This is a genomic window from Deinococcus maricopensis DSM 21211, assembly GCF_000186385.1.
GTDB classification, from domain to species: Bacteria; Deinococcota; Deinococci; order Deinococcales; family Deinococcaceae; genus Deinococcus_B; species Deinococcus_B maricopensis.
In genome coordinates, this window is the sequence record NC_014958.1 from 3,382,771 (window position 1) to 3,406,173 (window position 23,403).

General features: G+C 67.6%; 19 protein-coding genes. 7 read left to right on the plus strand and 12 right to left on the minus strand.

The window, feature by feature from the left end; genetic code table 11:
* Positions 1-112: 112 nt before the first annotated feature.
* The 4 genes from DEIMA_RS15975 to cmk all read right to left on the minus strand — a co-directional run bounded on the left by DEIMA_RS15975 (position 113) and on the right by cmk (position 5,672).
* Entirely contained in the window at positions 113-2,593 is a 2,481-nt protein-coding gene (locus tag DEIMA_RS15975; protein ID WP_013558324.1) for a S8 family serine peptidase, read from the minus strand.
* Positions 2,593-4,152 carry a carboxypeptidase regulatory-like domain-containing protein gene (locus DEIMA_RS15980; RefSeq protein WP_013558325.1) on the minus strand — a complete coding sequence of 520 codons (1,560 nt, stop codon included), beginning with the start codon at positions 4,150-4,152 and terminating at the stop codon, positions 2,593-2,595. The genes DEIMA_RS15975 and DEIMA_RS15980 overlap by 1 nt, the downstream gene beginning before the upstream one ends.
* 306 nt (positions 4,153-4,458) lie before the next feature.
* Positions 4,459-5,046, minus strand: coding sequence for a lysophospholipid acyltransferase family protein (locus DEIMA_RS15985; protein ID WP_013558326.1), 588 nt, complete (start codon positions 5,044-5,046; stop codon positions 4,459-4,461).
* Positions 5,043-5,672: a (d)CMP kinase gene (gene cmk / locus DEIMA_RS15990; protein WP_043816868.1), complete on the minus strand. Its 630-nt coding sequence runs from the start codon at positions 5,670-5,672 to the stop codon at positions 5,043-5,045. Before cmk ends, DEIMA_RS15985 begins: the two co-directional genes overlap by 4 nt.
* 70 nt (positions 5,673-5,742) lie before the next feature.
* Between cmk and DEIMA_RS15995 the strand changes: the two genes are divergently transcribed.
* Positions 5,743-6,555, plus strand: a complete 813-nt coding sequence (locus DEIMA_RS15995) for a peptidylprolyl isomerase (RefSeq protein ID WP_013558328.1) — start codon at positions 5,743-5,745, stop codon at positions 6,553-6,555.
* A gap of 82 nt (positions 6,556-6,637) precedes the next feature.
* Positions 6,638-7,216, plus strand: coding sequence for a peptidylprolyl isomerase (locus tag DEIMA_RS16000; protein ID WP_013558329.1), 579 nt, complete (start codon positions 6,638-6,640; stop codon positions 7,214-7,216).
* Positions 7,217-7,268: 52 nt separating this feature from the next.
* Here the strand turns inward: DEIMA_RS16000 and ruvX are convergent, their stop codons facing one another.
* Positions 7,269-7,664 carry a Holliday junction resolvase RuvX gene (ruvX, locus tag DEIMA_RS16005; protein ID WP_013558330.1) on the minus strand — a complete coding sequence of 132 codons (396 nt, stop codon included), beginning with the start codon at positions 7,662-7,664 and terminating at the stop codon, positions 7,269-7,271.
* A gap of 45 nt (positions 7,665-7,709) precedes the next feature.
* On the opposite strand from ruvX, the gene DEIMA_RS16010 reads away from it, so the two are divergent.
* Positions 7,710-8,501, plus strand: a complete 792-nt coding sequence (locus DEIMA_RS16010) for an enoyl-CoA hydratase-related protein (protein WP_013558331.1) — start codon at positions 7,710-7,712, stop codon at positions 8,499-8,501.
* A 47-nt stretch (positions 8,502-8,548) separates the two neighbouring features.
* Here DEIMA_RS16010 and DEIMA_RS16015 read toward each other — a convergent pair whose 3' ends face one another.
* Positions 8,549-10,990 (minus strand): EAL domain-containing protein, encoded by a 2,442-nt coding sequence (locus DEIMA_RS16015; protein WP_013558332.1) that lies wholly within the window; start codon positions 10,988-10,990, stop codon positions 8,549-8,551.
* Between the two features lie 94 nt (positions 10,991-11,084).
* Between DEIMA_RS16015 and DEIMA_RS16020 the strand changes: the two genes are divergently transcribed.
* The 4 genes from DEIMA_RS16020 (at position 11,085) to DEIMA_RS16035 (ending at position 15,473) form a co-directional block, all read left to right on the plus strand.
* The gene (locus DEIMA_RS16020; protein WP_013558333.1) at positions 11,085-12,581 is read left to right on the plus strand and encodes a Ppx/GppA phosphatase family protein; all 1,497 of its coding nucleotides are present in this window, start codon (positions 11,085-11,087) and stop codon (positions 12,579-12,581) included.
* Positions 12,582-12,761: 180 nt separating this feature from the next.
* Complete coding sequence (locus tag DEIMA_RS16025; RefSeq protein ID WP_013558334.1) at positions 12,762-13,532, plus strand: VC0807 family protein; 771 nt, start codon at positions 12,762-12,764, stop codon at positions 13,530-13,532.
* A 73-nt stretch (positions 13,533-13,605) separates the two neighbouring features.
* On the plus strand, positions 13,606-14,712 hold the full coding sequence (menC, locus tag DEIMA_RS16030; protein WP_013558335.1) for an o-succinylbenzoate synthase: 1,107 nt from the start codon (positions 13,606-13,608) through the stop codon (positions 14,710-14,712).
* Positions 14,709-15,473, plus strand: a complete 765-nt coding sequence (locus DEIMA_RS16035; protein ID WP_013558336.1) for an acyl-CoA N-acyltransferase — start codon at positions 14,709-14,711, stop codon at positions 15,471-15,473. The genes menC and DEIMA_RS16035 overlap by 4 nt, the downstream gene beginning before the upstream one ends.
* 177 nt (positions 15,474-15,650) lie before the next feature.
* Here DEIMA_RS16035 and ppk1 read toward each other — a convergent pair whose 3' ends face one another.
* From ppk1 to DEIMA_RS17130, 6 genes are all read right to left on the minus strand, one after another.
* Entirely contained in the window at positions 15,651-17,153 is a 1,503-nt protein-coding gene (ppk1, locus tag DEIMA_RS16040) for a polyphosphate kinase 1 (protein WP_425358169.1), read from the minus strand.
* Positions 17,150-17,707, minus strand: coding sequence for a polyphosphate kinase (locus DEIMA_RS18975; protein ID WP_148234988.1), 558 nt, complete (start codon positions 17,705-17,707; stop codon positions 17,150-17,152). Before DEIMA_RS18975 ends, ppk1 begins: the two co-directional genes overlap by 4 nt.
* Positions 17,708-17,860: 153 nt before the next feature.
* Entirely contained in the window at positions 17,861-18,784 is a 924-nt protein-coding gene (locus tag DEIMA_RS16045) for a hypothetical protein (RefSeq protein WP_013558337.1), read from the minus strand.
* A 93-nt stretch (positions 18,785-18,877) separates the two neighbouring features.
* Positions 18,878-19,126: a hypothetical protein gene (locus tag DEIMA_RS16050; protein WP_148234989.1), complete on the minus strand. Its 249-nt coding sequence runs from the start codon at positions 19,124-19,126 to the stop codon at positions 18,878-18,880.
* A gap of 88 nt (positions 19,127-19,214) precedes the next feature.
* Complete coding sequence (locus tag DEIMA_RS16055) at positions 19,215-20,138, minus strand: hypothetical protein (RefSeq protein ID WP_013558339.1); 924 nt, start codon at positions 20,136-20,138, stop codon at positions 19,215-19,217.
* Positions 20,139-20,147: 9 nt separating this feature from the next.
* Positions 20,148-23,267 (minus strand): eCIS core domain-containing protein, encoded by a 3,120-nt coding sequence (locus DEIMA_RS17130; protein WP_013558340.1) that lies wholly within the window; start codon positions 23,265-23,267, stop codon positions 20,148-20,150.
* Positions 23,268-23,403 lie beyond the last annotated feature (136 nt).

A 23,403-nucleotide genomic window follows, 5' to 3' on the forward strand; every position in this document is an offset into this window, starting at 1 on the left:
GTCTCTCAACGTGCCAGAGGCAACGACCTGGCTTGAAAGGGCGTATCCGAGCAGACAGGAAGCGGGCCGGGGTACAGTACCCCGGCCCGCTTCCTGTCGAACAACGCTGATGTTAGCGTTGCGTCAGTGTGACGCGGTACTTGCCATTGCTCTGGCCCTCGGGATTCTGACCACCGTAGTTGCCGACCACGAGGTAGTACTGCCCAGCCGCAGTCAGCGTGTACTGCACCGTCGAGTCTTGCGACTTCGTGTCGTCGTTGCTGGCCAGGGTTTTGCCGTTGGCGTCGACAATGGCCAGGATCGTGTCAGGATCGCCGCCGATCTCGGTGTTGATGTCCGCGAGGAGCTTCTGGCCCGCGGTGCCACTGAACGCGTAGATGTCCACGTCCGTGCCGGCGCTGAGTGCGCCGTCGCGCGTCTCGCCGACGTTCAGCGTGTTGGTGGCGCTGAGGTCGAGGTTGGCGAACACGTCATCGGTGATGGTGCCAGTCCCGTTGGGTTCGGTTTCCTGACCGACGAGGCGGCTCAGGGACACCCAGTACGTGTTGAACGGGTTACCTGCACTGTCGCTTGTGACACGAATGTAGTACTGGCCCGTGCTGGGAACGTCGAAGACCAGCGCGGCGTCGGTCGTGCCACTGCGGAACGCCGAGTTGCTGGCCAGGACCGTCCCGGCGCTGTCCAGAATTTCGACTTTCGTGTCGGCATTGCCGCTGACGGCCTGCGTGTTCACGAAGGCGCGCTCACCAGCGGTACCACTGAACGTGAAGATGTCAGCGTCGCCAGCATCGAGCACAGCGTCACGCGCCTGACCGAAGCTGATGGATTTCGCCTCGGCGAGGGTGTTGTTCGGCTCGAAAGCGTCCGTGGGTAGCGTGACGCTGATCGGGAAGACGCCACTGGCGTTACCGAAGATGATGTCGTCACCTGGGGCCAGGTCAACAGTCTGGACCGTGTTGCCGGTGGTTCCGCCAGCGATGACGGTCCGGGGGCCGGAGGCGTAGAGCTTGTAGAGACCGGCGTCCACTTCGAAGAAGTTGACGGTGCCCGTCTCGAAGACGGCGTCCCCCGCGGCCGACTGGGCGTAGAGCAGCTGATCCGGTCGTTTGCCGCCGGCCATGGTGACGCCCACCAGTGGCACCCCGACGTTCGGGTTGCTGGCGGCGACGAAGCGCATGCTGACGCTCGCGCCCTTTTCGACGGTGTTCGCGGCGTCCTGCGTGGCACGCAGGACGGCCTTGTCCGCGCGGACGACGCCGTTGCCCACGTCCGTGCTGTACGCGCCGGTGGGTTTGTACGCCGTGTCCTCGAGGATGTGGCGAACCTGTGCTGGCGTCAGGTTGATTTTGTTGATGGTGCCGTCGGCGTTTTTGCTGGCGGACGCCTGGAGGATCAGTGCGGCAGCACCGGCCGTGGCGGGGCTGGCGAACGAGGTGCCGTTGACGTAGCTATAGTGAACTTCATTGGGGTCGCTCGGGTTGTTGCGAACGGCGGTCACCCAGATGTTTTCGCCCGGCGCGCCGACGGACAGGTGCCAGCCACGGTTCGAGAAGTCTGTCCGCTCGTCGCGGGGGGTGGTGGCGGCAACGCTGATCGCGCCGGGTGTCCAGGCGGGGCTGGCAGGGCCGGTGGTGGGGGTGTTGCCTGCCGAGGTCACGAAGACCACTTTGTGCGCCAGCACGAAGTCGATGGCTTCTTTGCTGAGCTGCGAGTAGTTGCTCCCCCCGAACGAGTAGTTGATGATGTCGACGTAGCCGTTGTGGCCGGCGGGTGTATCGGTGTCGCCCGTTTCGCTGGGGGCTTTATCGTCCGGGCCGACAACGCCGAAGATGAACGCCATGGCGGAGTCCACGTTGGACGCGCCAGTGGGGTCGTGCGTGATGGTGAGGGGCACGATGCCCGCCTCGCGCGCGACACCTGCGCCGCCGATCCCGTTGTTGCCCACAGCGGCGGCCGTGCCGGACACCCAGGTGCCGTGGTCGCCGGTTCCGTCGTAGGGCGTCTGGTCGGTGATCAGCGTTCCGTTCGGCGCGTCATACCCAGGGAACACCATGTTGCCGTACAGGTCCGGGTGGTGGCGGTCAATGTCCTCGTCGGCAATCCCGATGCGGATGCCTTTTCCGGTCGCGGTTTCCCAGGCTTTGTACACGCCCATGTTGTTCAGGAACCATTGACGACCGAGTTGCGGGTCGTTGAGGGTTGCCTGCGCGGTGACGCTTTGGGCGTTCATCTGCGCGGGCTTCGCGTCGGGACGGGTCATGAGGTAGTTCGGTTCGGCGTAGCGTGCCAGGTCGCTGTTCGCGAAGATACGCACGGCTTTCTGGACCGACATGCTGTTGGGCAGGCTGATGAGCGCCGCGTTCAGGTGCGGGAGGGCGCGCAGGACACGGCCGCCCACTTTCGCTGCCGCGCTTTCAGCGGTGACTCCCTGCTCCAGCCCCACAACGACCTGATTGCTGATGAAGCTGTGGGTGGGGTCGACCACGAAGTGCGCCGGTTGTTGCGCCGTGGGGGCGTTGGTGGTGGTTTGGCTGCACGCGGCCAACAGGAGCGCGGCAGAGAGGCTCAAGCTACCGATTTTCTTGACGTACATCAGAGTCCTCCGGTGACGAATTCATTCACGGGGCCAGCCTGCACGGAGTCCACACCGCTCGGCGTGATGCCAAAGAGGTTGAAGAAGTCCGCGCCCAGAGAGACAGCGGTGACTTTGCTGGCGTCTTGGTTGTCCGTGGTGAGTGCCGCAAGTTGCCAGTCGTAGGCGTGGTAGGCCTGCAGGCTGGTCAGGGCGGCGCGGCCATCTTGGTTGTAGACGGCGGCCGTTTCGTTGGTGATCAGGTTGCTCCGCCACGCTGTGGTGTTCCCCTCAGCCTGGGTGCGGTCGAAGACCAGCACGTAGTACAGGCTGCTGGCACCTGCGCCTGTTGCATTCCAGCGGAAGATGGGGCGACGGTCAACGCCGGTGGTCCCCTGACCAGGGCTGACGAGGTTCACCTGGAAGCGGTTGAGCGGCGTGACGCTGACACTCGCGGAATCGGCGTTGCCGGCATCGCTGACCGCACGAATCTTGTAGTAGGTTTTGACGCCCGGCGTGAGCTCGGCGCTGGTGTCGCGGATCAGGTAATCGCCGGTGGTCTTGTTCTGGACGATGTCAGATGGGTCGACGGTGACCGCCTTGGTGTAGGTTTTGTCGTCGAGCGAGCGGTACAACTCGAACGCGCGCGGCGCGGGCTTCGTGGGGTCGTAGGTGAAGTTGACGTCCACCCAGAGGATCGTGCCGTTCGGCGCGGCCTGCGGCGTGACGGTGGCTGCCGAGGTCTTGCGCAACGCGTTGAGGGGCGCAGCGTTGCCCTTCAGGAGGGCCTTGAGGGCGGCGCCTGCAGCGGGGTTCTTGCCCAGAGCACCGAACGTGCCGGTGTCCGCGAAGGTCACCGCGAGCGGCGCAAGGTTCGTCGGTTGCGTCACGGCGGCGTTGTTGGCGGCCGCGCTGACTTTGACGTGGCGGATGACGTGGGTGCGGTTCCCGTTGAAGTCGTAGACCGTGACGTGCACATCGAGGTCACCGGTGTACGCAGCGAAATCCGCAGCTTTGATGGTGAAGGTGTCGTCGCCGGTCAGGTCGAAGCTGGTGCTGCGGGTGCGGCCAGCGTTCAGGTAGCCGGAGCTGCCCGCGGGCACTTCGAGCGACACGATGCCAGTCGCGGGCGCATTGACGTCCGGGCTGCTCGTGGTGGTTTTGACCTTCAAGACGAGGTCCTTGTCGCCCACGGTGGCGCCGTCCTGGAGGTCGACCGTCACGGTCGGGGGCGTGCTGGGCAGGTTGGGATCAAATGAGCGCCGAAGGATTTCTTCCACCTTCTGGTCCTTGCTGGTGTCGATGTTCTCGACCCGCGTGGACGCATAGCCCTCTTTGGTAATCAGCAGGTTGTTGGTCTTGCCAGTGGCGCGGAGGCTGAAGTGGCCGGTGGCGTCCGTGGTGGTTTTGGTGTTGGTGCCCACCACCGTGACGGTGGCGCCTTCCGCCGCGGCGCCAGCACGCCCCACGCTGACTACGCCGCTGAGCGTCGTTTGGGCGGGGGACGTTGGGGAGGCCGGGTTGCATCCTGCAAGCGCAAGAGCGCCGATCAAACCCAGGAGTTTGGTGCTCTGTTTCATGGTGTCTCTCCAAAAGGGGGGAAAGAAGATGGGCGGCGGTACAGGCATGAAACATGGCCCGAACCGCGCGGCGGAATAAAAGGTGTACTCGGAAAACATAGGCTATGCGCTGGGCAGAATCAAGACAAAACACACAAAGTCCAGAAGTACCTCTCATCGACTCTGTCCTTGCTCAAGACCAGTCCCCGGCCTTCCTCAAGGGAAGGCCGGGGACTGGTCTTGGTTTTCTGCCAAAGGCCGTGACCTGTATGACCCAAATCGGGTGATGTTGATTTTCCCGAACGCTTGGGCCCAGAGCGGGCTAAGTCAGGCGGTGACGAGCTGCTGAATGGCTTCGCCGAGTTCGGCCGTGAGGGTTTTGATGGTGCCTTGCGGGGGCAGGGGGGGGCCGAAGCGGACGGTCCAGACGCGGCGGTGGAGGCGCAGGCCGACGGGGACGATGGGGGCTTTGCCGCGCAGGGCGATGAGGGCGACGCCGCCGTTCATTTCGCCGCCGCCGCGGGTGCCTTCGGGAAAGATGCCGAGCATGCCTTCGGCGTTGAGCACCTTGATGGCGTTGCGGATGGCGCCGACGTCGTTGCTCTGCCGGTCGACGGGGAAGCTGCCGCCGCCGCGGACAATGCCGCCGATGATGGGGTTGCGGAAGATTTCCTTTTTCGCCATGAACTGGATACGCCGCGGTCTGGGGATGGCGTTGGCGATGACGAACGGGTCGAGGGCGGTGACGTGGTTGCCGGCGATGATGACGCGGCCGCTGAGGGGTACGTGTTCCAGCCCTTCGACGCGGAGGCGCCCCTGGAGGTGCATGGGGATGCTGGTGGCGAAGACGACGAGGTTGTACAGGAAGGGGTTGATGGGGATGATGCCGGCGTCCTTGGGGGCGGGGGCGGTCATGCGTGGGCCGCCTGGACGCGCTGGAGGATGAGGTCGATGACGCCTTGGAGGGTAAGGGGGCCGGTGTCGATGAGGTGGGCGTCGGGGGCGGGTTGGCTCTGGCGGGCGTCGCGGCGGTCGCGTTCGCGCAGGGCCGTTTCGATGGCGTCGATGTCAGCGTCGCGTTCGTTGACGCGGCGTTGCGCGCGGACGCGGGGGCTGGCGGTCAGGTAGAACTTGGCGGTGGCGTGCGGGAAGACGTTGGTGCCCATGTCGCGGCCTTCGGCGACGAAGGGGGCGGGCAGGCTGCGGAGGTGGTCGTCGATCCAGGCGCGCACGCCGGGCAGGGCGGCGACGGCGCTGACGGCGTCGTCGACTTCGTCGGTGTGGAGGTGGGGGGTGAGGTCGGTGTCGCCCTGGTAGGCGCGGTTGCCGTCGGCGCGGGCGTCGAGGCGCAGGGGGTGGGCGCGGAGGTGCGCGGTGAGGGCGGCTTCGTCGGTGAGGGGCAGGCCGGCGTTGAGGGCGGCGCGCGCGGCGGCGCGGTACAGCAGGCCGCTGCTCACGTAGGGCACGTGGAGGGCGCGGGCGACGCCGGAGGCGACGCTGGATTTTCCGCTGGCGGCGACACCATCTATCGTCACGATCACGGTGGCATTGTACGTCTGCGTGCGGTGGGGTTGGCGGGCGTTCCTCACGTGAAGTCGGTAGACTGGGGCGATGAAAAACGCCGCCTTGTTGGCGCTTCTGACGCTGGCGCTGGTCGCCTGCAAACCTCAGGGTCAGAACGCGCAGAGTACCGATACGAAGGATTCGACGACGTCCACGACCGCGCAGGCGGACACGAAGACGGACAGCAGCGCGCAGGACAGTGGCAGCGAGAAGCCCGCCGCGGCGAGCAGCACGGCGCAGACGGCGAAGCCGGCGGCGCTGCCCGCGGGGTACACGGAGGTGCCGGCCCTGTCGGCCACGCCGAAGCGGACGTTCAAGGTGGAGCCGGCGTTCTCGCTGGCGGACGGGAAGGATTACTTCGCGGTGATCGACACGAACCGCGGGCAGATCGTGGTGGACCTGCTGGAGAACGACACGCCGACGACCGTGAACAACTTCGTGTTCCTGGCGCGGAACCATTTCTATGACGGGACACGCTTCCACCGGGTCATTGAGGGGTTCATGGCGCAGGGCGGCGACCCGAACAGCGTGGACGAGGGCAAGAAGGACACGTGGGGGCAGGGCGGCCCGGGGTACAGCATTCCGCTGGAGGTGCGTCAGAACCTGAACTTCGATGATGCGGGCGTGCTGGGCATGGCGCGCAGCGCGGACCCGAACAGCGGCGGCAGTCAGTTCTACCTGACGCTGGCGCCGGCGTCGTTCCTGAACGGGCAGTACACGGTGTTCGGGAAGGTCACGCAGGGGTTGGAGGTGCTGAAGAGCCTGACGAAGACGGCGTCGAGCGGTCAGGGTGGGGAGACGCCCATCGAGGGGGCCGTGCCGGACAAGGTGCTGACGGTGCGGATCGTCACGAAGGCGTAACGCGCGTTCGTGCAGATGATCGGGCCCGGGTGAACGCCGGGCCCGTTCGCGTGTGGGCGTCCCTCATGCGCGGAATGTCAGAATGCGGGGCATGGACCTGTACATTCCTGACGGTTACCGCCTGACGCCGTTTTTCAGCGACGAACGCACCACGCAGTTCAACGCCGCGCCGGAACTCGGTGACGGCATCGAGCCGGGCAAGCAGTACCGCGCGGTGTTCGAGACGAGCAAGGGCCGCCTGGTGATGGACCTGGACGCCGAGGAGGTGCCGGTGACGGTGAACAGCTTCGCGTACCTGTTGCGGCACCATTACTACGACGGTATCGTGTTCCACCGCGTGATTCAGGACTTCATGGCGCAGACGGGCGACCCGACCGGCACGGGCCGTGGCGGCCCCGGCTACCGCTTCGAGGACGAGGCGACGCCGCACCGTCACGACCGTAAGGGCGTGCTGAGCATGGCGAACGCCGGGCCGAACACGAACGGCAGCCAGATTTTCATCACGTTCGGGCCGACGCCGCACCTGGACGGGCGCCACACGGTGTTCGGGCGCATCGTGGACGGCGTGGACGTGCTGGACCGCATTACGCGCATCCAGCCGGGCTACCCGGGCACGCCGGACGTGATCGAGCGCGCGTACCTCGTCGAGCGGGACGCCTGAGCGTTCACGGTTGACCGGGCGGGCCCATGGGCCCGCCCGTCGCGTTTGGGGGTCAGTGTTCGCTGCGGGCGGCCTGGCCCTGCAGGTAGAGTTCGAGGATCTGCACGGCGGCGGCCTCGTCGAGGTCGGCGGCGCCGAGGTCGCGGGCGCGCTGGGTGGTGAAGCGTTCGTCCTGGTACTGAACGGTATGGCCGGCGGCGCGCAGGGCGCTGCCGAAGCTGCGGACGCGGTCGGCGACGGCGCTGGGGGCACCGTCCGTGCGCAGGGGCAGGCCGAGCAGCAACAGCGTGGCGCCTTCGTGGTGGGCTTTCTTGGCGACGGCCTTGAGGTCGGCGCTGAGGGTGGTGCGGTCGCGGCTGCCGCGGCCGAACGCGAGGTCGCCGACGTTCACGGCGTACCCAATGCGGGTTTTGCTGACGTCCAGGGCGAGCACGACGGGTGGGTTCATCCGCTCAGTGTACGGGCCGAACGGTCGTTCGGTTATGGTGGGCGCATGACCGACACCGCTGTGCCCGTGGTGGCGCGCGCCCTCGTGAATGGCGTGCTGACCCTCACCCTGAACCGACCGGACAAGTTGAACGCCGCGAACGACGCGCTGCTCCTCGAGCTCACGAAGGCCCTGCGGGACGCGGAGCGCGACGCGGACGCGCGCGTGATCGTCATCACGGGCGCCGGGCGGGGCTTCTGCGCCGGGCAGGACCTCGGGGACGTGAGTGGGCGCAGCATGGGCTTCGCGGAGCACCTGGAGCACACGTACAACCCCCTGATCCGCAAGATCCGCGGGATCGAGAAGCCGGTGATCACGGCCGTGAATGGCGTGGCGGCCGGGGCGGGCGCGAGCCTCGCGCTGAGCGGCGACATTCGGCTGTGGAGCAGCGCGGCGACGTTCATTGAGGTGTTCAGCAACATCGCGCTGGTGCCGGACAGCGGCAGCACGTACTTCCTGCCGCGCCTGGTCGGGTACCACCGGGCGTTCGAGCTGATGAGCCTCGCGGAGCGCGTGAACGCGGAGGACGGTCTGCGCTTGGGGCTGTGCGAGCACGTGTTCCCGGCGGAGACGTTCGCGGCGGACGTGCAGGCGTACGCGGAGCGGCTGGCGACGCGGCCGGTGCGGGCGCTGGGCCTCACGAAACGCGCGCTGAACAAGGCGCTGAGCGGCACGCTGGACGACGCGCTGACGTACGAGGCGCACCTGCAGCAGGCGGCGGGCACGCACGCGGAGCATCAGGAGGGCCTGCAGGCGTTCCGGGAGAAGCGCGCGCCGGACTTCCGGAACCTGAAGTAGGCGGGCGCGGCCCCCATGACGCGCCTGTGGTGGGGGCCGCCGGGGGATCAGGCGCTGCGGCTGATGCTGGCGTTCAGGAGCGCGGCGGCGTCGGCGGGCGGGACGGGCCGCGCGAGCAGGTAGCCCTGGACGCTGTCGCACCCGAGGGTGTGCAGCAGGTCCCGCTGCTCGCCCGTTTCGACGCCCTCGGCGGTGACGTGCAGGTTCAGGCCGTGCGCGAGCGTGATCATCACGCCGACCAGCAGGGTGGCGTCCACGCGTTCCTCGGGCGTCGCGGCGTTCATGAACGACCGGTCGATTTTCAGGAAGTCCAACGGCAGGCGGCGCAGCACCGCGAGGCTGCTCTGGCCGGTGCCGAAGTCGTCGAGGGCCACGCGCACGCCCAGGGCACGCAGCTGTTCGATCTGCGCGATGGCGCGGTCCGGGTCGCGCAGCACCAGGCTTTCGGTGAGTTCCAGGATCAGGCACTCGCCGCGCAGGCGGCTGTCCTGCAGGGCGTGCACGACGGTCGTCACGAAGTCCGGCCGGTCGAACTGCACGGCGGAGACGTTCACGGACACCGTGAAGCCGCGCTCGTTCGCGCCCCACGCGCTCGCCTGCCGGCACGCCTCGCGCAGCACCCAGGCGCCCAACGGCACGATCAGTTCGGTGGTCTCCGCGATCGGGATGAACTTCGCGGGCGGCACGAGGCCCAGGCGGGGGTGCTGCCAGCGCACGAGCGCCTCGAAGCCGTTCAGGGTGCCGGTGGCGACGTCGAACTGCCCCTGGTAGTGCAGGCGCAGCTCGTCGCCGTGCAGCGCGGCGCGCAGGTCACGTTCCAGGTCCAGCTGTTCGGTTTCCTGCTCGCCCATGCTGGCCGCGAAGGTGCGCACGCCGTTCTTGCCGCTCTGCTTGGCGCGGTACATGGCGATGTCGGCGTGCTTCTGCAGGGTGGTGACGTCCAGGCCGTCACGCGGGGCGAGGGCCACGCCGATGGACGCCGTGACGAACAGCCGCTGGCCGCGCAGCTCGAACGCGCCGGTGAGCGCCGTGAGGAGTTTGCGGGCGACGCGTTCGGCGTCGCGCTCGTCGTGCAGGTCGCGCAGCAGCAGCGTGAACTCGTCGCCGCCCATGCGGGCCACGAGGTCCGCAGCGCGCACGTTCGCGCGCAGGCGGCGCGCGACTTCGCGCAGCAGTTCGTCGCCGACGTCGTGCCCGAGCGTGTCGTTGATGTGCTTGAAGCGGTCCAGGTCGATGAACAGCACGGCGATGGCCGACTCGCCGCGTTCCGCGAGGGCCCGCTCGACTTCCGCGTGGAAGTGCGCGCGGTTCGCGAGGCCGGTAAGGGCGTCGTGCGTGGCGCGGTGCGCGAGGTGCTGCTGCGCTTCTTGCAGGGCGGTGTTCGCAGCGGCGAGTTCCTGGCTGCGACGGCGTTCCACCTCGGCTTCGCGGCGCAGCATCTCGACCTGCATCTGGGCGCTCAGCACCTTGGTTTTGCGGTCCACGTCCTGCGCGTGCAGGGCGCGCTCCAGGTCGTGGTACGCGCGCATGTGGGAGTATGCGGCGTGCCAGTCGCCGCGCGCGGCGCACAGGTCGCTCAGGTGGTGGTGCGCGTCGCGTTCGCGCAGGCGCAGGGTGTGCGCGCCCGCGGCGTCCACGGCGGCGCGCAGGTGCGCCTCGGCGGCGTCGAAGGTGCCCAGCGCGTGGTGCGCGCGTCCGAGCGTGATGTGCACGTGGCAGATGTAGTCGTAGTCGCCGACGTCCGCCACGAGGGGCAGCAGGGCGGTGGCGGCGTCCAGGGCGTCCGCGGCGCGGCCCAGGTCCAGCAGCGTGAGGGCGCGGTACGCGCCGACGACGACCTCATGCTGCGGCAGGCGCGCGTCCCGCAGGGTGGCAATGTGTTCGTCCGCCACGGCGAGCGCCTGCTCGTACGCGCCGAGGGTGTAGTGGTCGACGACGGCGTTCGCCATGGCGCTCGACTCGATCACGCGGTCCCCGACCACGCGGGCGGCGTCGATGATTTCCAGGTGCGCCTGCAGGGCACGGTCGTACTCGCCGAGTTCCGCGTGCGTCACGGCGATGTTGCTCAGGACGCGCAGGCGCCCGCGTTCATCGCCGTGTTCCTGCGCGACGCGCAGGCTCTCCAGGAAGAGCTCCATGGCGCTGCCGTAATCGCCGAGGCGTTCCTCGGTGATGCCCAGGCCATTCAGGGCGCGTGCCTGCAGCGCGCCGTCGCCGGCGCGGCGCCCCAGGTCGAGGGCGCGGTGGTAGGCGTCGCGCGCCTCCACGAAACGGGAGCGGAAGTACAGCGACGCGCCGTGCAGCACCCACGCGAGGCTCTCGAGGGCGACGTCGCAGAGGGCCTGCGCGGCGACCTGCGCGTCTTGCGCGAGGGCGCTCGCGCGGGGGGCGTCCACCAGAATCAGCGCTTCGGCGTCGCGCAGCAGGGCCGCCACGCGGGCAGCTTCATCCGGCGCGGGCGTCATCAGGGGCGCGGTCGAGGTGCTCATGGGTGCCCCCAGGGTAGCGGGCGGCGTCTTACAGCCCTCTTGCCGCGCCGCTCGGCGTCGGCGTGGTGGGGCGCGCGGCTCGTACACTGTGCGTATGCGTTTCGCGGTGGCCGACGTCGGCACGAACTCCTGCCATCTCCTGCTCGCGGAGGCCCGCTCGGGCGGGTACCGGGTGCTGGACGCCCTGAAGGTCCGCACGCGCCTCGGCGCGCACCTCGATCAGGGCCGACTGAACGAGGAGGGCGTGGCGCGCCTGGTGGAGGCGGTGTCGCACTTCCGGGACCTCGCGCGCGCCGCGCAGGTGCACGAACTGCGCCTGTACGCGACGAGCGCCGTGCGGGAGGCCCGCAACCGCGATGAGGTGCTAGCCCGCGTGGCGCACGCCACGGGCGTACCCCTCACGGTGATCAGCGGGGAGCGCGAAGGGCAGCTCACGTACCTGGGCGCCGCGCACAGCGTGCAGTTCGGGCCGGACAACGTCCTGCTGGACCTGGGGGGCGGCAGCCTGGAACTGGCGCGCGGCGACGAGCGCGGCGCGCACCACGTCGTGAGCCTGCCGGTGGGGTCCGAGCGGATGCGCGCGCTGCTGGACCGCGACCCGCCCAGCGAGGGGGCCGTGCGGGAAGTCATGGCGACTGTGCGCGGCGCGCTGCTGCCGCACCTGCAGGCGTTCACGCCCGGGGCGGACACGACCGTCATCGGGTCGAGCGGGACGTTCGAGGCGGCGGGCGCGCTGCTGATGGCCCGCGCGGGCGCGACGGGCAGCGTGAACGGCTTCACGTTCCCCGTCGCGGACCTCGCCGCGCTGCTCGCGGATCTGCGCAAGCTCGGCCCGGCGAAACGCGCGCGCGTGCCCGGCCTGGACGTGCGCCGCACCGACATCATCATTCCGGGCCTGGCGGTGCTCGTCGCGGCGCTCGAGACGCTCGGCGCGGGGCGCGTGACCGTCAGTGAGGGCGCGCTGCGCGAGGGCATGCTCGTGGAGGCACTCGCGCAGGAGGCCGAGTGGGAAGCGGGCCTGAGTGCGCGCGAACGCAGCGTGCTGGACGTCGCCGCACGTTTCCACGCGGACCTGCCGCACGGTCGGCACGTGGCGCGCCTCGCGCGCGACGTGTTGGGGCGGCTCGCGGCGCACGGGGAGCGGTTCCCGCCGGAAAGCGCGGACCTGCTGGGCGCGGCGGCGCTGCTGCACGAGGTGGGCCTGGCGGTCGCGCAGAGCAGCCACCACAAGCACAGCGCGTACCTGATCCGGCATGCGGGCCTGCGCGGCTTCTCGCCGACTGAGGTGGAACTCATCGCGCTGCTGGCCCGCTACCACCGCAAGAGCGCCCCGAAGCCCACGCACCCGGAGTTCACGTCGTTGAGCGCGGAGCGGCAGGGGCTGGTGCGGCGCCTCGCGGGGGTGCTGCGCGTCGCGGACGGCCTCGACCGCAGCCACGCGCACGCGTCCGCCGTGCAGGCGCTGACGCGCGCGGGCCGGACGTGGACGTTGACGGTGACGGGCGCCCGCGACCTCGACCTGAGCGGCGCGCGCGACAAGGCGGACGTGTGGGGCGACGCGTTCGGACCGCTCACGCTGCAGCGCGCCTGAGCCGAGGGGCGCGGCCACGCCGCGCGCACGTCAGCGGTCCCCGCCGCGGCGCGCGGTGCATACCCTTGACGCCCGCTGCATCCCACGGTATCCTATGATTATCACCGCCTGAAAGGGCGGCTTTTTTATGGCCGTGCGTCCCGGTGCCTTCCTCACGGGCGGACGGTACGATGCGTGCACATGACCACGCCCGCCCCCCGGAAGCGCGTCCCGAAAACCGTCTGGGACCTCGTCTTCACGCTGCTGATCCCCATTTTCATCCTCAGCCCCACCGGCCTCGGCTCCGGCGTCGTCGTCAGCGACCTGCTCGGCGGCGGCACGCGCGGCAACACCAACGCGTACCTCGTCGCGGCCCTTATTCCCGTCGCGTACGTCGCGTGGGACTTCATCCGCAACCGCAGCCTCTCCCCCATCGCCATCTTCGGCGGCCTCACCGCCCTCGTGAACGGCGCCCTCGCCTTCTGGACGGTGGACGGCTGGCAGTTCGCGCTCAAGGACAGCGCCACCCGCTTCCTGACGTTCGCATTCGCGCTCGGCAGCGTCGCCGTCGGCATGCCGCTGTTCCGCATCTTCCTGGACGTCGTCAGCCTCACCGAGAAGGAAGAAGGACGGCGCGCCACGCAATTGGCCATGGCGCACCCGAACGTGAAACGCGCGCTCGGGCACGCCACGCTCGTGCTCGCCGTCGTGGAACTCATCGCCGGCATCATCAACTACGTCGTGAACCTGCACCTCGTGCAGGCAAAATTCGGCACGGCCGCGTTCAACGCGCAGGTCGCCGAAGCGAACGCCGTGCTGCGCCTCCCTGCCATGGGCATCTTCCTGGTGGGGTTCGCGCTGGGCTTCTACGTCATCACACGCGCCGTCACGCACACGTACGGCGCGGGCGTGAACCTGTTCGAACCGGACGCACTCGCCCAACGCCTGCGCGAACGCGGCGAACTCACGTAAACGCCACGTGACCCTGCCGGGACCTGCGGGTCCCGGCTTTTCCCTGCAGGGGCGCAGTGCGGTACGGTAACGCATGCGCTTCGACCGTGCTGAGCTGTTCGTGGTCCGCCTCCCCCTGAAATTCCGCTTCGAGACGAGTTTCGGCGTGCAGACCGAGAAGGTCATCCCGCTGCTGGTCCTGCACGCCGACGGCGTGACCGGCGTCGCCGAAGGCACCATGGAAATGGCGCCCATGTACCGCGAGGAGAACATCCCCGGCGCGCTGCACCTGCTGCGCGAGGTGTTCTTGCCGCGCGTTCTCGGGCGGGACTTCCCGAACCCCGAAGCGGTCGCGGCCGCCCTCGCGCCGTTCCGCGGGAACCGCATGGCGAAAGCCATGGTGGAGATGGCCGCGTGGGACGCGTGGGGCCGCGCGCTCGGCACGCCCTTGTGGCAGCTGCTCGGCGGCGTCCGCGACCGCGTGCCCGTCGGTGTGAGCCTCGGCATTCAGGCGGACGAGGCGGCCACCGTGGACGCCGTCGCGCGGCACGTCCAGCAGGGGTACCGCCGCATCAAACTCAAGATCAAGCCCGGCTGGGACGAGCAGCCCGTCCGCGCCGCCCGCGAAGCCTTCCCGGACATCAACCTCACCGTCGATGCGAACAGCGCCTACACCCTCGCGGACACCCGCGCGCTCACCGCGCTCGACGCGCACCACCTCACGTACATTGAGCAGCCGCTCGCGTGGGACGACCTCGTGGACCACGCGACGCTGCAGGCCCGACTGCGCACCCCCCTGTGCCTCGACGAAAGCATCACCAGTGCCGCCGACGTCCGCAAAGCCGTGCAGCTCGGCGCGGGCCGCGTCGTGAACCTCAAAGTCGCGCGCGTCGGCGGGCACGCGGAAGCGCGGCGCGTGCACGACCTCGCGAGCGCGAGCGGCCTGCCCGTCTGGTGCGGCGGCATGCTGGAAAGCGGCATCGGCCGCGCGCACAACATCCACCTGTCCACCCTCGAGAACTTCCGCCTGCCCGGCGACACCGCCAGCGCCAGCCGCTACTGGGAGCGCGACATCATCCTGGAGCCGCTGGAAATGCACGACGGGCACCAGCGCGTGCCGCAGGGGGCCGGCACGGGCGTCACACTAGACCGCGCGTACGTGGAGGAGCTCGCCGAGATTCGTGACGAGGTGCGCGCTTGACCGCGCCCTACACCATCCGGGACGTCACGGACCCTGCCGCGTTCCGCGCACTCGAAACCGTGCAGATCGCCGCGTGGGGGTACGCGGACCGCGAGGTGCTGCCCGGCACGATGCTGCGCATCAGCGCCGCCACCGGCGGCATCGTCCTCGGCGCGTACCCCGTCGGCGAGGACGTGCCGTTCGGCCTCGCGTACGGCTTCCCGGCGCTGCACGGCGACGCGTGGTGGCACCACTCGCACCTGCTCGCCGTCGACCCCGCGTGGCGCGGCAGCGGCGCCGCCGTCGCCCTCAAGCACGCGCAGCGCGAGCGGGCGCTCGCGCAGGGCCTGACCCGCATGACGTGGACGTTCGACCCGCTCATCGCCCGCAACGCCCGCCTGAACCTCGGCAAGCTCGGCGCGCGCGCAGTCAGTTACCACCCCGGCTGGTACGACCTCGGCGGCGTCGTCCCCGCGGACCGCCTGATGATCGAATGGGACCTCACGCGCACGTTCGTGCCGCACGCCCCCCGCGAACCGGACGGCGCGTACGCCCTGCAGGCCGACGGGCCGCTGCCCGGCACGCCGGACCTCACGCTCACCGCCGACCACGTCCTCGTGGAGGTCCCCACCGACAGCGACGCCCGCCCCGAAACGGAACGGCTCGCGTGGCGCCTAGCGCTGCGGGACACGCTCATGCCGTACCTCGTGTACGGGTACGCCGTCACGGACCTCGCCCGCGCCGGTGAACGCGCGTACTACGTCCTGAGCCGAGACGCGTGACGGAGGCACGGGAGCCACCCGTGCCTCCCGCCGGAACGCGGACACCACCTGCAGACCCGCCGCGCCTCGGGCCCTGACCGGCCCAACCCCGCAACGTCACCGGGCTGCACCGATGAGGAACGCCAGACGCTCCTCATCGGTGCAGCGGGCCGCCGGCTGCAGGCCCGCTGCAACAACCTACCGGCCCAGGTGCCCGTGCGTGCGCATGAACGCCTCCTGCGCGCTGTACTCCCCGGCGAGCTTCGTGTACCGCCCATCCGTGCGCAAGTCCCACGCGCCACGCTCATCCGTCCACTCCGCGTCCAGGATGCTCAGCAGCGTCGCGCGGTGCCGCTCATCCCGCACGGGCGCGATCACTTCCACCCGCCGATTCAGGTTCCGGCTCATCCAGTCCGCACTCCCGATAAACACCTCCGGATGCCCCGCATTCGCGAACGCGTACACGCGCGCATGCTCCAGGAACCGCCCCAGCAGACTCTTCACGCGGATCGTGTCACTCAGGCCCGGCACGCCCGGCCGCAGGCAGCACACCCCACGGATGATCAACTCCACCCGCACGCCCGCCGCCGACGCGTCATACAACGCGCGAATCATGCCCGGGTCGGTCAGCTGATTCATCTTCAGGCGCACCCACGCGCTGTGCCCCGCACGCGCATGCCGCGCCTCCCGCTCCAGCAGCGCCAGGAACCCACTGCGGGCCGTGTCAGGCGCCACCAGCAACTCATCGTACTCCGCGTCCGCGTACCCGGTCAGGTGATTGAACAACCGCCCCACGTCATCCCCCAACTGCGGGTTCGCCGTCAACAGGCTCAGGTCCGTGTACAACCGCGCTGTCTTCGCGTTGTAATTGCCCGTCCCGACGTGCACGTACCGGCGAAGCGTCCCGCCCTCCCGGCGCACCACCAACGCCACCTTCCCGTGCGTCTTCAGGCCCGCGAAGCCGTACACCACGTGCGCGCCCGCCCGCTCCAGCTTGCGCGCCCAGCTGATGTTGCGCTGCTCATCGAACCGCGCCTTCAGCTCAATCAACGCCACCACCTGCTTGCCCTGCTCCGCCGCCGTCCGCAGCGCATTCAGCAGACGCCGATCATCGCCCGTGCGATACAGCGTCTGCTTGATCGCCAAGACGTGCTTGTCGTTCGCGGCCTCCTCCAGGAAATCCAGCACCGCGTCGAAACTGTCGTACGGGTGGTGCAGCAGCACGTCCCCCGCACGCAACGTCGCAAACACGCTCTCCTCCTCGTGATCGTCGTCGCCCTCCAAGTCCGGGAGGTGCGGCGTGAACGGCGGCGCACTCAAGTCCGGGCGGCTCGCCGGGAACCCCATCAGGTCCGCGGTGCCCAACGGCCCATCCAGCATGAACACGTCCTCCGGCGCGAGATTCAGACGCTCCCGCAGGAAATCCTGCACCGCCTCCGGCATGTCCCGCGTCACCTCCAACCGCACCGCCGCACCGAACCGCCGCCGCCGCAACCCATCCTCGATGGTCGCCAACAAGTCCTCGGCCTCCTCCTCCTCGAACTCGTAATCGGTGTTCCGAGTCACCCGGAACACGTAACTCGCCAGAACCTCACGCCCCTTGAAGAGATCCGGGAGGTGCGCCGCAATCACGTCCTCCAGCAGCAGGAACTGCCCGCCGGCCTCCACGATGCGCGGCAGCACCCCCACCGGCACCTTCACCCGCGCGAACTCCGGCCCTTCATCCCCCCCGCCAGCAGCACCGCCAGGTTCAGACTCAGGTTACTGAGGTACGGGAACGGGTGGCTCGGGTCCACGACGAGCGGCGTCAGCACCGGCTGAATCTGCGCCTCGTAATGCGCGCGCACCTGATCGCACGCCCGCCGCCCCAGATCCCCCATGCGCACCAACCGCACGCCCGCACGCCGCAACTCCGCCAGCGTCTTGCGGGTCGTCCGCTCAATCTCCCGCAGCATCACCCGCACACGCGTACGCACCAACGCCAGCGACTCCGGCGGCTGCAACCCATCCAGGCCCCGCGCGCTCACATTCGCGGCAATCTGCCGGTGAATGCCCGCCACGCGCACCATAAAGAACTCATCCAGGTTGCTGCCGCAGATCGCGCAGTACTTCAGGCGCTCCAGCGGGGGGTTTCGAAGGTCACGCGCCTCCGCCAGCACCCGCTCATTAAACGCCAGCCAGGACAGCTCGCGGTTCAGGAACGTCGCATCAGGGGCCGTGGTCGTGCTCAGGGTCTCGCGGGGGGAAGTCGTCACGTGAATCTCCGGGAGGGTAGGGTCGCTCGGTCAGGGCCCGTTCAGGCCACGACCCCGAGCGTACCCTTCCCGTCCCGCGCGCGCCAATGGGCGTTCCTTCAGAGCCGCGCACCACACCCCCACCCAGCACACCAACGCGGCCCTCACGGACCGTCACTCCCTGCGTTTTTTGGTGTGATCGAACCAGGGCGCATTGAACTGACCATGAAAGTAGTCAAGGCTCAGCGCGAACTGCTCCAGTGCCTCTTCCAGGACCGCTTCGTAGATGGGGCGCGCCTCGCTGCCCTTGGCGACCACCACCGGCATGCTCAGTTCCCGCCCACCATTCTCCGCGTAGATGAAGTTGCGGGCGAGCGGCGTGTGCACCCGTTCCCGGTCAATCTGGCGGTACACGTCCAACTTGGCTTCCCGTGATTTCCGCCAGTGCTCCTGGTAGTCATCCGTCGCAAATCGGTACGCTCCGATCATCGACTTATCCCGATGGGAAACGCTGCAAAGCGCTCCACCCATACGATAGGCAGTTTCTGCGTACGTGGATGAATCTACAGTAGTGCCAGGAGGAGCCGTTTTTGATCTCAGCCATCCAGCCATTGAAAGAGCAACGATAATGTTCTTTTTTCCATCGCAGTAGACGAAGTAGTCAGACGTGTATTCGTGAAACTCTTTGGAGATGTCCAAGCCCTGCGCGAGGTAGAAGACGTAGCCGATAGTCTGGTGCTGATCCCGCTGGAACTTCAGGTACAGCAGCGCGTCCACCACGTACACCCGACGCGTCCAGTCGATCGACACCCGGAACAGCGTGTTCCGCGTGCACAGCTCACTCACCGTCTCATGAATTACCAGCTCGTCGTCTGACGTGAACGGCAGCGTTGTCCGCAGACACAGCCACTCCGGCGCCCGCACTGTGAAGCCCTCGTACGCGCGCCCGTCCACTTCGAACTGGAACGTCCCCGCCGCCTGCGTGTACGGAATCTGCTCGTGCGTCAGATAGTACTCCAGGGCCGCCACCCCCGTCTCGAACACCGGGTGCTCGGATGCTAGCGGCTCCTCTTTCTTCCTCTTAAACAGGCCGAACATGCGCTCCTTCGAGGACGCTGGAGTATCTGGAAAACGCATAGACGCGGGCGCGGGTTCCTGACTTGTGGTCACCGCGCCCGCATCCGTGACGGGTTACTCGATGTCGCCGCGTAGGTACGCGACGATGCCTTCCAGGTCGGCGCTCGTGAGGTTCTCGCCCACCCACGTCTCGTCAATGACCAGCTGTTCGTTGAGGGCGCGCGCCTGGAGGAGGGAAGCGAGCGCCGTCATCATGGCGTGAACGGCGCGTTGCGCGTCCTCGCCCGACGCCTCTTCACTCTCCAGGGCGTCCGCCGGGATTTCCGCGAGGCGTAATTCCTCATTGACGCTCAGGCGACGCATGGTGAACTCCACGTCGTTGACGAAGAAGGTCGTTTGAGTTTCTTCTTGAGCCCGGGTTCCGAATCGTTTCTGTGTTGTGGTCATGTGATTACTCCTTGCGTTTTTTGGTGTGATCGAACCAGGGCGCATTGAACTGACCATGAAAGTAGTCAAGGCTCAGCGCGAACTGCTCCAGTGCCTCTTTCAGGACCGCTTCGTAGATGGGGCGCGCCTCGCTGCCCTTGGCGACCACCACCGGCATGCTCAGTTCCCGCCCACCATTCTCCGCGTAGATGAAGTTGCGGGCGAGCGGCGTGTGTGCCCGTTCCCGGTCAATCTGGCGGTACACGTCCAACTTGGCTTCCCGTGATTTCCGCCAGTGCTCCTGGTAATCGTCTGTTGTAAATCGGTATGCCCCAATCATCGTTTTTGACCGTAAAATTATAGTACATACGGCTCCGCCCATTCGATATGAACTCTCTCCATAAGAGAATGAATCTATCGTTGTTCCCGGTGGAGCAGTCTTGGATCTCAACCATCTAGATATTGACAGTGAAACATTGATATTTTTCTTTCCATCGCAGTAGACAAAGTAGTCGGATGTATATTGTTGAAACTCTTTGGAGATATCCAAGCCCTGCGCGAGGTAGAAGACGTAGCCGATAGTCTGGTGCTGATCCCGCTGGAACTTCAGGTACAGCAGCGCGTCCACCACGTACACCCGACGCGTCCAGTCGATCGACACCCGGAACAGCGTGTTCCGCGTGCACAGCTCACTCACCGTCTCATGAATTACCAGCTCGTCGTCTGACGTGAACGGCAGCGTTGTCCGCAGACACAGCCACTCCGGCGCCCGCACTGTGAAGCCCTCGTACGCGCGCCCGTCCACTTCGAACTGGAACGTCCCCGCCGCCTGCGTGTACGGAATCTGCTCGTACGTCAGGTAGTACTCCAGGGCCGCCACCCCCGTCTCGAACACCGGGTGCTCGGACGCCAGCGGCTCCTCTTTCTTCCTCTTGAACAGGCCGAACATTCAGTCTCCTTAATGGTGGGCGGGATGCTGCGGCTGAGGCGCAGAGGGGCTAGGGGCGTCGTTTTCAGGAGCGCCCACCTCATAGGCGTCTGTGCTGGCGATGACGCCGTTTGTCTGCGCCGAGAGCTTCCAGAGGCGCTCAACAGGCATGGCCACAGTGACGATGTGTCCACTCTTGGTGGTGGCGTTCAGACCAGTGGCGGCCGTCAGGCCGAACTTCGCCATGTTCTCTGGACTCATGGTGTCCTCCATGCCTTTTTTGACGTGGCCGAGAGTGGGGTAGTCGGCCTGTTTGTCGTTCTTGTAAGTGCCGGCGACGTTGCCAATGGCGGCTTTCGTGCCTTCTTCGAACAGCCAACCACCCCCAATGGCTCCCGCGCCTGTCAGGCCGCCCGTACGGAACCCGTCACGCAATGCTGTGCCACGGTCGCGGACGTCCTGCAGCATCAAGCGTGCACCCTGGCGGTACATTCCGGGCAGGCGACTCAGGTAACCCTGCGCGGGGTCGTACCCGAGTTGGGTTGGCAGGACCTTGGCGTTGTACACCTGTTTTGCCTGCGCCAGCAGGCTCGGAGTGGCATGGGCTTTTGCATGCGCCGTGATCTGCTCGGGCGTGATGCTCGCCTTAGCCTGACGCTTCGCTGCGGCTTTGGTCATGCCCGCTGCACGCAGTGCCTGCGTCTCCTGCTTGATGAGCTGCCCACGGGCGCCTACCTGCGCGCGATGCCACGCGGCGGCCAGCGTGTTATCCACTGCGGCAGCAGCCTCGATCTGCGCAGTGGTCTTCAGCATGCTGGTACGGCCAGCCATTCCCGCCCACTGTGCCGCCACTTCACTACGAATCTCGTGCCCAACGCCCGAAGCATAAGCACGCACATCACGAGCCAGGACAGAGGCTTGGTTCGTCATACGGGCAGTCATCGAGCGCATGGGGTCCATTGAAAGTGTTTTGCCAAAGCGCGTATTGATTAAGTTTCTCGCTGCCATTTCGCCTTGCGTAACTTTTTCTGCTGCGTTTAGTCCCATAGCCTTGACAGCATTTTTTACTGGCGCGAATTGCGTTCCGGTCCAGTTTGCGACGTTGTTGGCGGCGTTTTTGATGCCTCGGCCTATGTATGCGCTGGCAAGGTTGGCTTGCGTGAGCCTGTTGTTGATGGCGTTGTCGAGGCCAACGCTCCGGGCGGCATTTTTGACGCCGTTCGCGGCGTGCCCGCCGATGAACTTCAGGCCGTTTACGGTGGGGGTCACGATGTGGTCTGCGCCTCTGAGGGCTTGCTTCCCGACCCAGGCGGCGCCGCGGCCTACAGCGCGGACGGCCTGACCGGGGAGGCTGTTACGGATGCTTTGCCTGATGGTGCCAGCGTGAGCGGCGGTGCTGGTGGCGAGGCCACGTGCGGCCGTCCAGGCGGCGGTCGCGCCGGTTTTGAGGGCGCTACCGGCGGCGACGAGGGTGGAGCTGCGGCTGGCGAGTCGGCCGACGGCGCCGGCGATGGGCCGGGCGATGAATTTGCCGGCGCCGCCGATGAGGCCTTTGGCGAGGCCGCCGACGACCTTGCCGGCGGGGCCGAGGACGACGCCGAGGGTGGCGTCGGTGAGGAGACTCTTGGGGGAGATGTCGTGGAACAGGTCGAGTGGCTTGCCTTTTTCGTGCTTGAGGGCGTTTTCGACGACCTGTCCGGCGGCACCGCCGGCAGCGCCGGACAGGGCGAGAGCGGCGATGAGGACGGGGGTGCTCATGCCGCCGGTGGCGACGGTGAGGGCGGCGGCGCCGGCGATGATGAGGCCGCCGACGAGGACGCTGGTGCCGATTTTGGCGACTTGGATGCCAGCGGCTTTGAGTTGCCGGCCGAGGGCTTTGACGCGGGGGTCGTTTTTGAGGGCGGTGATTTTCTGGACGACGGCGGTTTTGGTGGCGTTGAGGAACTTCTGCCCGGCGGCTTTGGCCTGCGCGTAGCGGGTGGCGATTTCCTTGCTGAGTTTCGTGGCGCCCTGGCTGATGCTGGTGCGGATCTGACTGCCGACCTGCACGGCTTTGTCGATGGTGGTTTTAATGGGTTTGGGGAGGTTTTTGAGGATCTGCTGGGCGAGTTTGGCGCGGGCTTTGGGGTCCTTGATGGTGTTGATGGTGGTGTTGACGCGCGTTTTGATGTTTTTGATGACGGCGTTGCGCGCTTTGGGGTCGGTGACGACTTTGTTGAGGGCCTGAGCGCCTTTTTTGATGGCCTGGCTGGCGCGGGTGAGGCTGGTGGTGACCTGGCGGGCGGCGGCCGCGCGGGCTTTGGGGTCGGTGATGAGTTTGGTGGTGGTGTTGAGGGCGCTCTTGGCGGCTTTGACGAGGGGGGTGTTCTGGACTTTCTTGAGGGTGGCGGCGCTGGCTTGCCTGAGGGTGCTGGTGGCTTTCGAGAGGGTTTTGGCGGCGTCGTCTTTGAGTTTGCGGGCTTTGTCGGCGAGGGCTTTGAAGGGGTTGGCGAAGCGTTGGATGCCGCCGGCGCTGCGGGTGGGGGTGGTGCGGGGGGCCGTGGTGGGTGCGGAGGTGGGGGTGGCGGCGCTGAGGGTGCGGCCCATGGTCTGGGCTTCCTGTTCAAGCCCCGCGTCCGGGTCGAGGCCGGGCGCGACGCGGCCTTGCGCCTGCTGCACCGTGTGCGTCGCTTCGTGCGCGAGCAGTTCCAGTCCGGAGGCGCTGTGCGGGTCGTACCGGCCCGCCTGGAAGTAGATGTCCTGCCCGCTCGTGAACGCCACCGCGTTCACGAGCTTGCTCAGCTTGTCCGCTTCGCCGTCCGTATGCACCCGCACGCGGCTCAGGTCCGCGTTCAGGCCCGCTTCCAGGTGTCGCTGCACGCTCGCCGGCAGCGCCTCCCCGCCCCCAGATCTCGCTTGCACGCGCTGCGTGACGCTCCGGAGGGTGTCCTCGTGGTGTGCGCGTTCCTGCTGTGCGTGCTGGCGTTGCAGGGCGTGGTGCGCGCGGAGCAGGTCGTGGGTGTGCTGCTGAGCGTGGGTGCGGGCGGTGCGCTGCACGCTGAGGTCGATGGCGCGCTGGAGGGCGGCGCGGGTGGGTTCGTCGGTGGCGCGTTGCAGGAGGGTGCTGCGCAGGGCGTCGGCGTTGGCGCCCTGCGCGGCGTAGCGCTGCACGGTCTGGATGGCGTGGTCGGCGCGTTCGGTGAGGGGGACGTAGCGGGCGTTGCTGGTGAGCGCGGTGTGCGCAGCCTGCTCGGCTTGCCGTTGGATGGCGGCGTTCGGGGTGGGGGCGCGTTGCAGGGGGGGTGGG

Bases quoted from the DNA above. Each gene is read 5' to 3' on its own strand.
- DEIMA_RS16025 (WP_013558334.1), top strand. From the start codon at position 12,762: ATGACCACGCCCGCCCCCCGGAAGCGCGTCCCGAAAACCGTCTGGGAC.
- DEIMA_RS15980 (WP_013558325.1), bottom strand. From the start codon at position 4,152: ATGAAACAGAGCACCAAACTCCTGGGTTTGATCGGCGCTCTTGCGCTT.
- DEIMA_RS16045 (WP_013558337.1), bottom strand. From the start codon at position 18,784: ATGTTCGGCCTGTTTAAGAGGAAGAAAGAGGAGCCGCTAGCATCCGAG.
- DEIMA_RS16010 (WP_013558331.1), top strand. From the start codon at position 7,710: ATGACCGACACCGCTGTGCCCGTGGTGGCGCGCGCCCTCGTGAATGGC.
- DEIMA_RS16020 (WP_013558333.1), top strand. From the start codon at position 11,085: ATGCGTTTCGCGGTGGCCGACGTCGGCACGAACTCCTGCCATCTCCTG.
- menC (WP_013558335.1), top strand. From the start codon at position 13,606: ATGCGCTTCGACCGTGCTGAGCTGTTCGTGGTCCGCCTCCCCCTGAAA.
- DEIMA_RS15975 (WP_013558324.1), bottom strand. From the start codon at position 2,593: ATGTACGTCAAGAAAATCGGTAGCTTGAGCCTCTCTGCCGCGCTCCTG.
- DEIMA_RS16000 (WP_013558329.1), top strand. From the start codon at position 6,638: ATGCGGGGCATGGACCTGTACATTCCTGACGGTTACCGCCTGACGCCG.
- DEIMA_RS16015 (WP_013558332.1), bottom strand. From the start codon at position 10,990: ATGAGCACCTCGACCGCGCCCCTGATGACGCCCGCGCCGGATGAAGCT.
- DEIMA_RS15995 (WP_013558328.1), top strand. From the start codon at position 5,743: ATGAAAAACGCCGCCTTGTTGGCGCTTCTGACGCTGGCGCTGGTCGCC.
- DEIMA_RS16055 (WP_013558339.1), bottom strand. From the start codon at position 20,138: ATGTTCGGCCTGTTCAAGAGGAAGAAAGAGGAGCCGCTGGCGTCCGAG.
- ruvX (WP_013558330.1), bottom strand. From the start codon at position 7,664: ATGAACCCACCCGTCGTGCTCGCCCTGGACGTCAGCAAAACCCGCATT.
- DEIMA_RS16050 (WP_148234989.1), bottom strand. From the start codon at position 19,126: ATGCGTCGCCTGAGCGTCAATGAGGAATTACGCCTCGCGGAAATCCCG.
- DEIMA_RS15985 (WP_013558326.1), bottom strand. From the start codon at position 5,046: ATGACCGCCCCCGCCCCCAAGGACGCCGGCATCATCCCCATCAACCCC.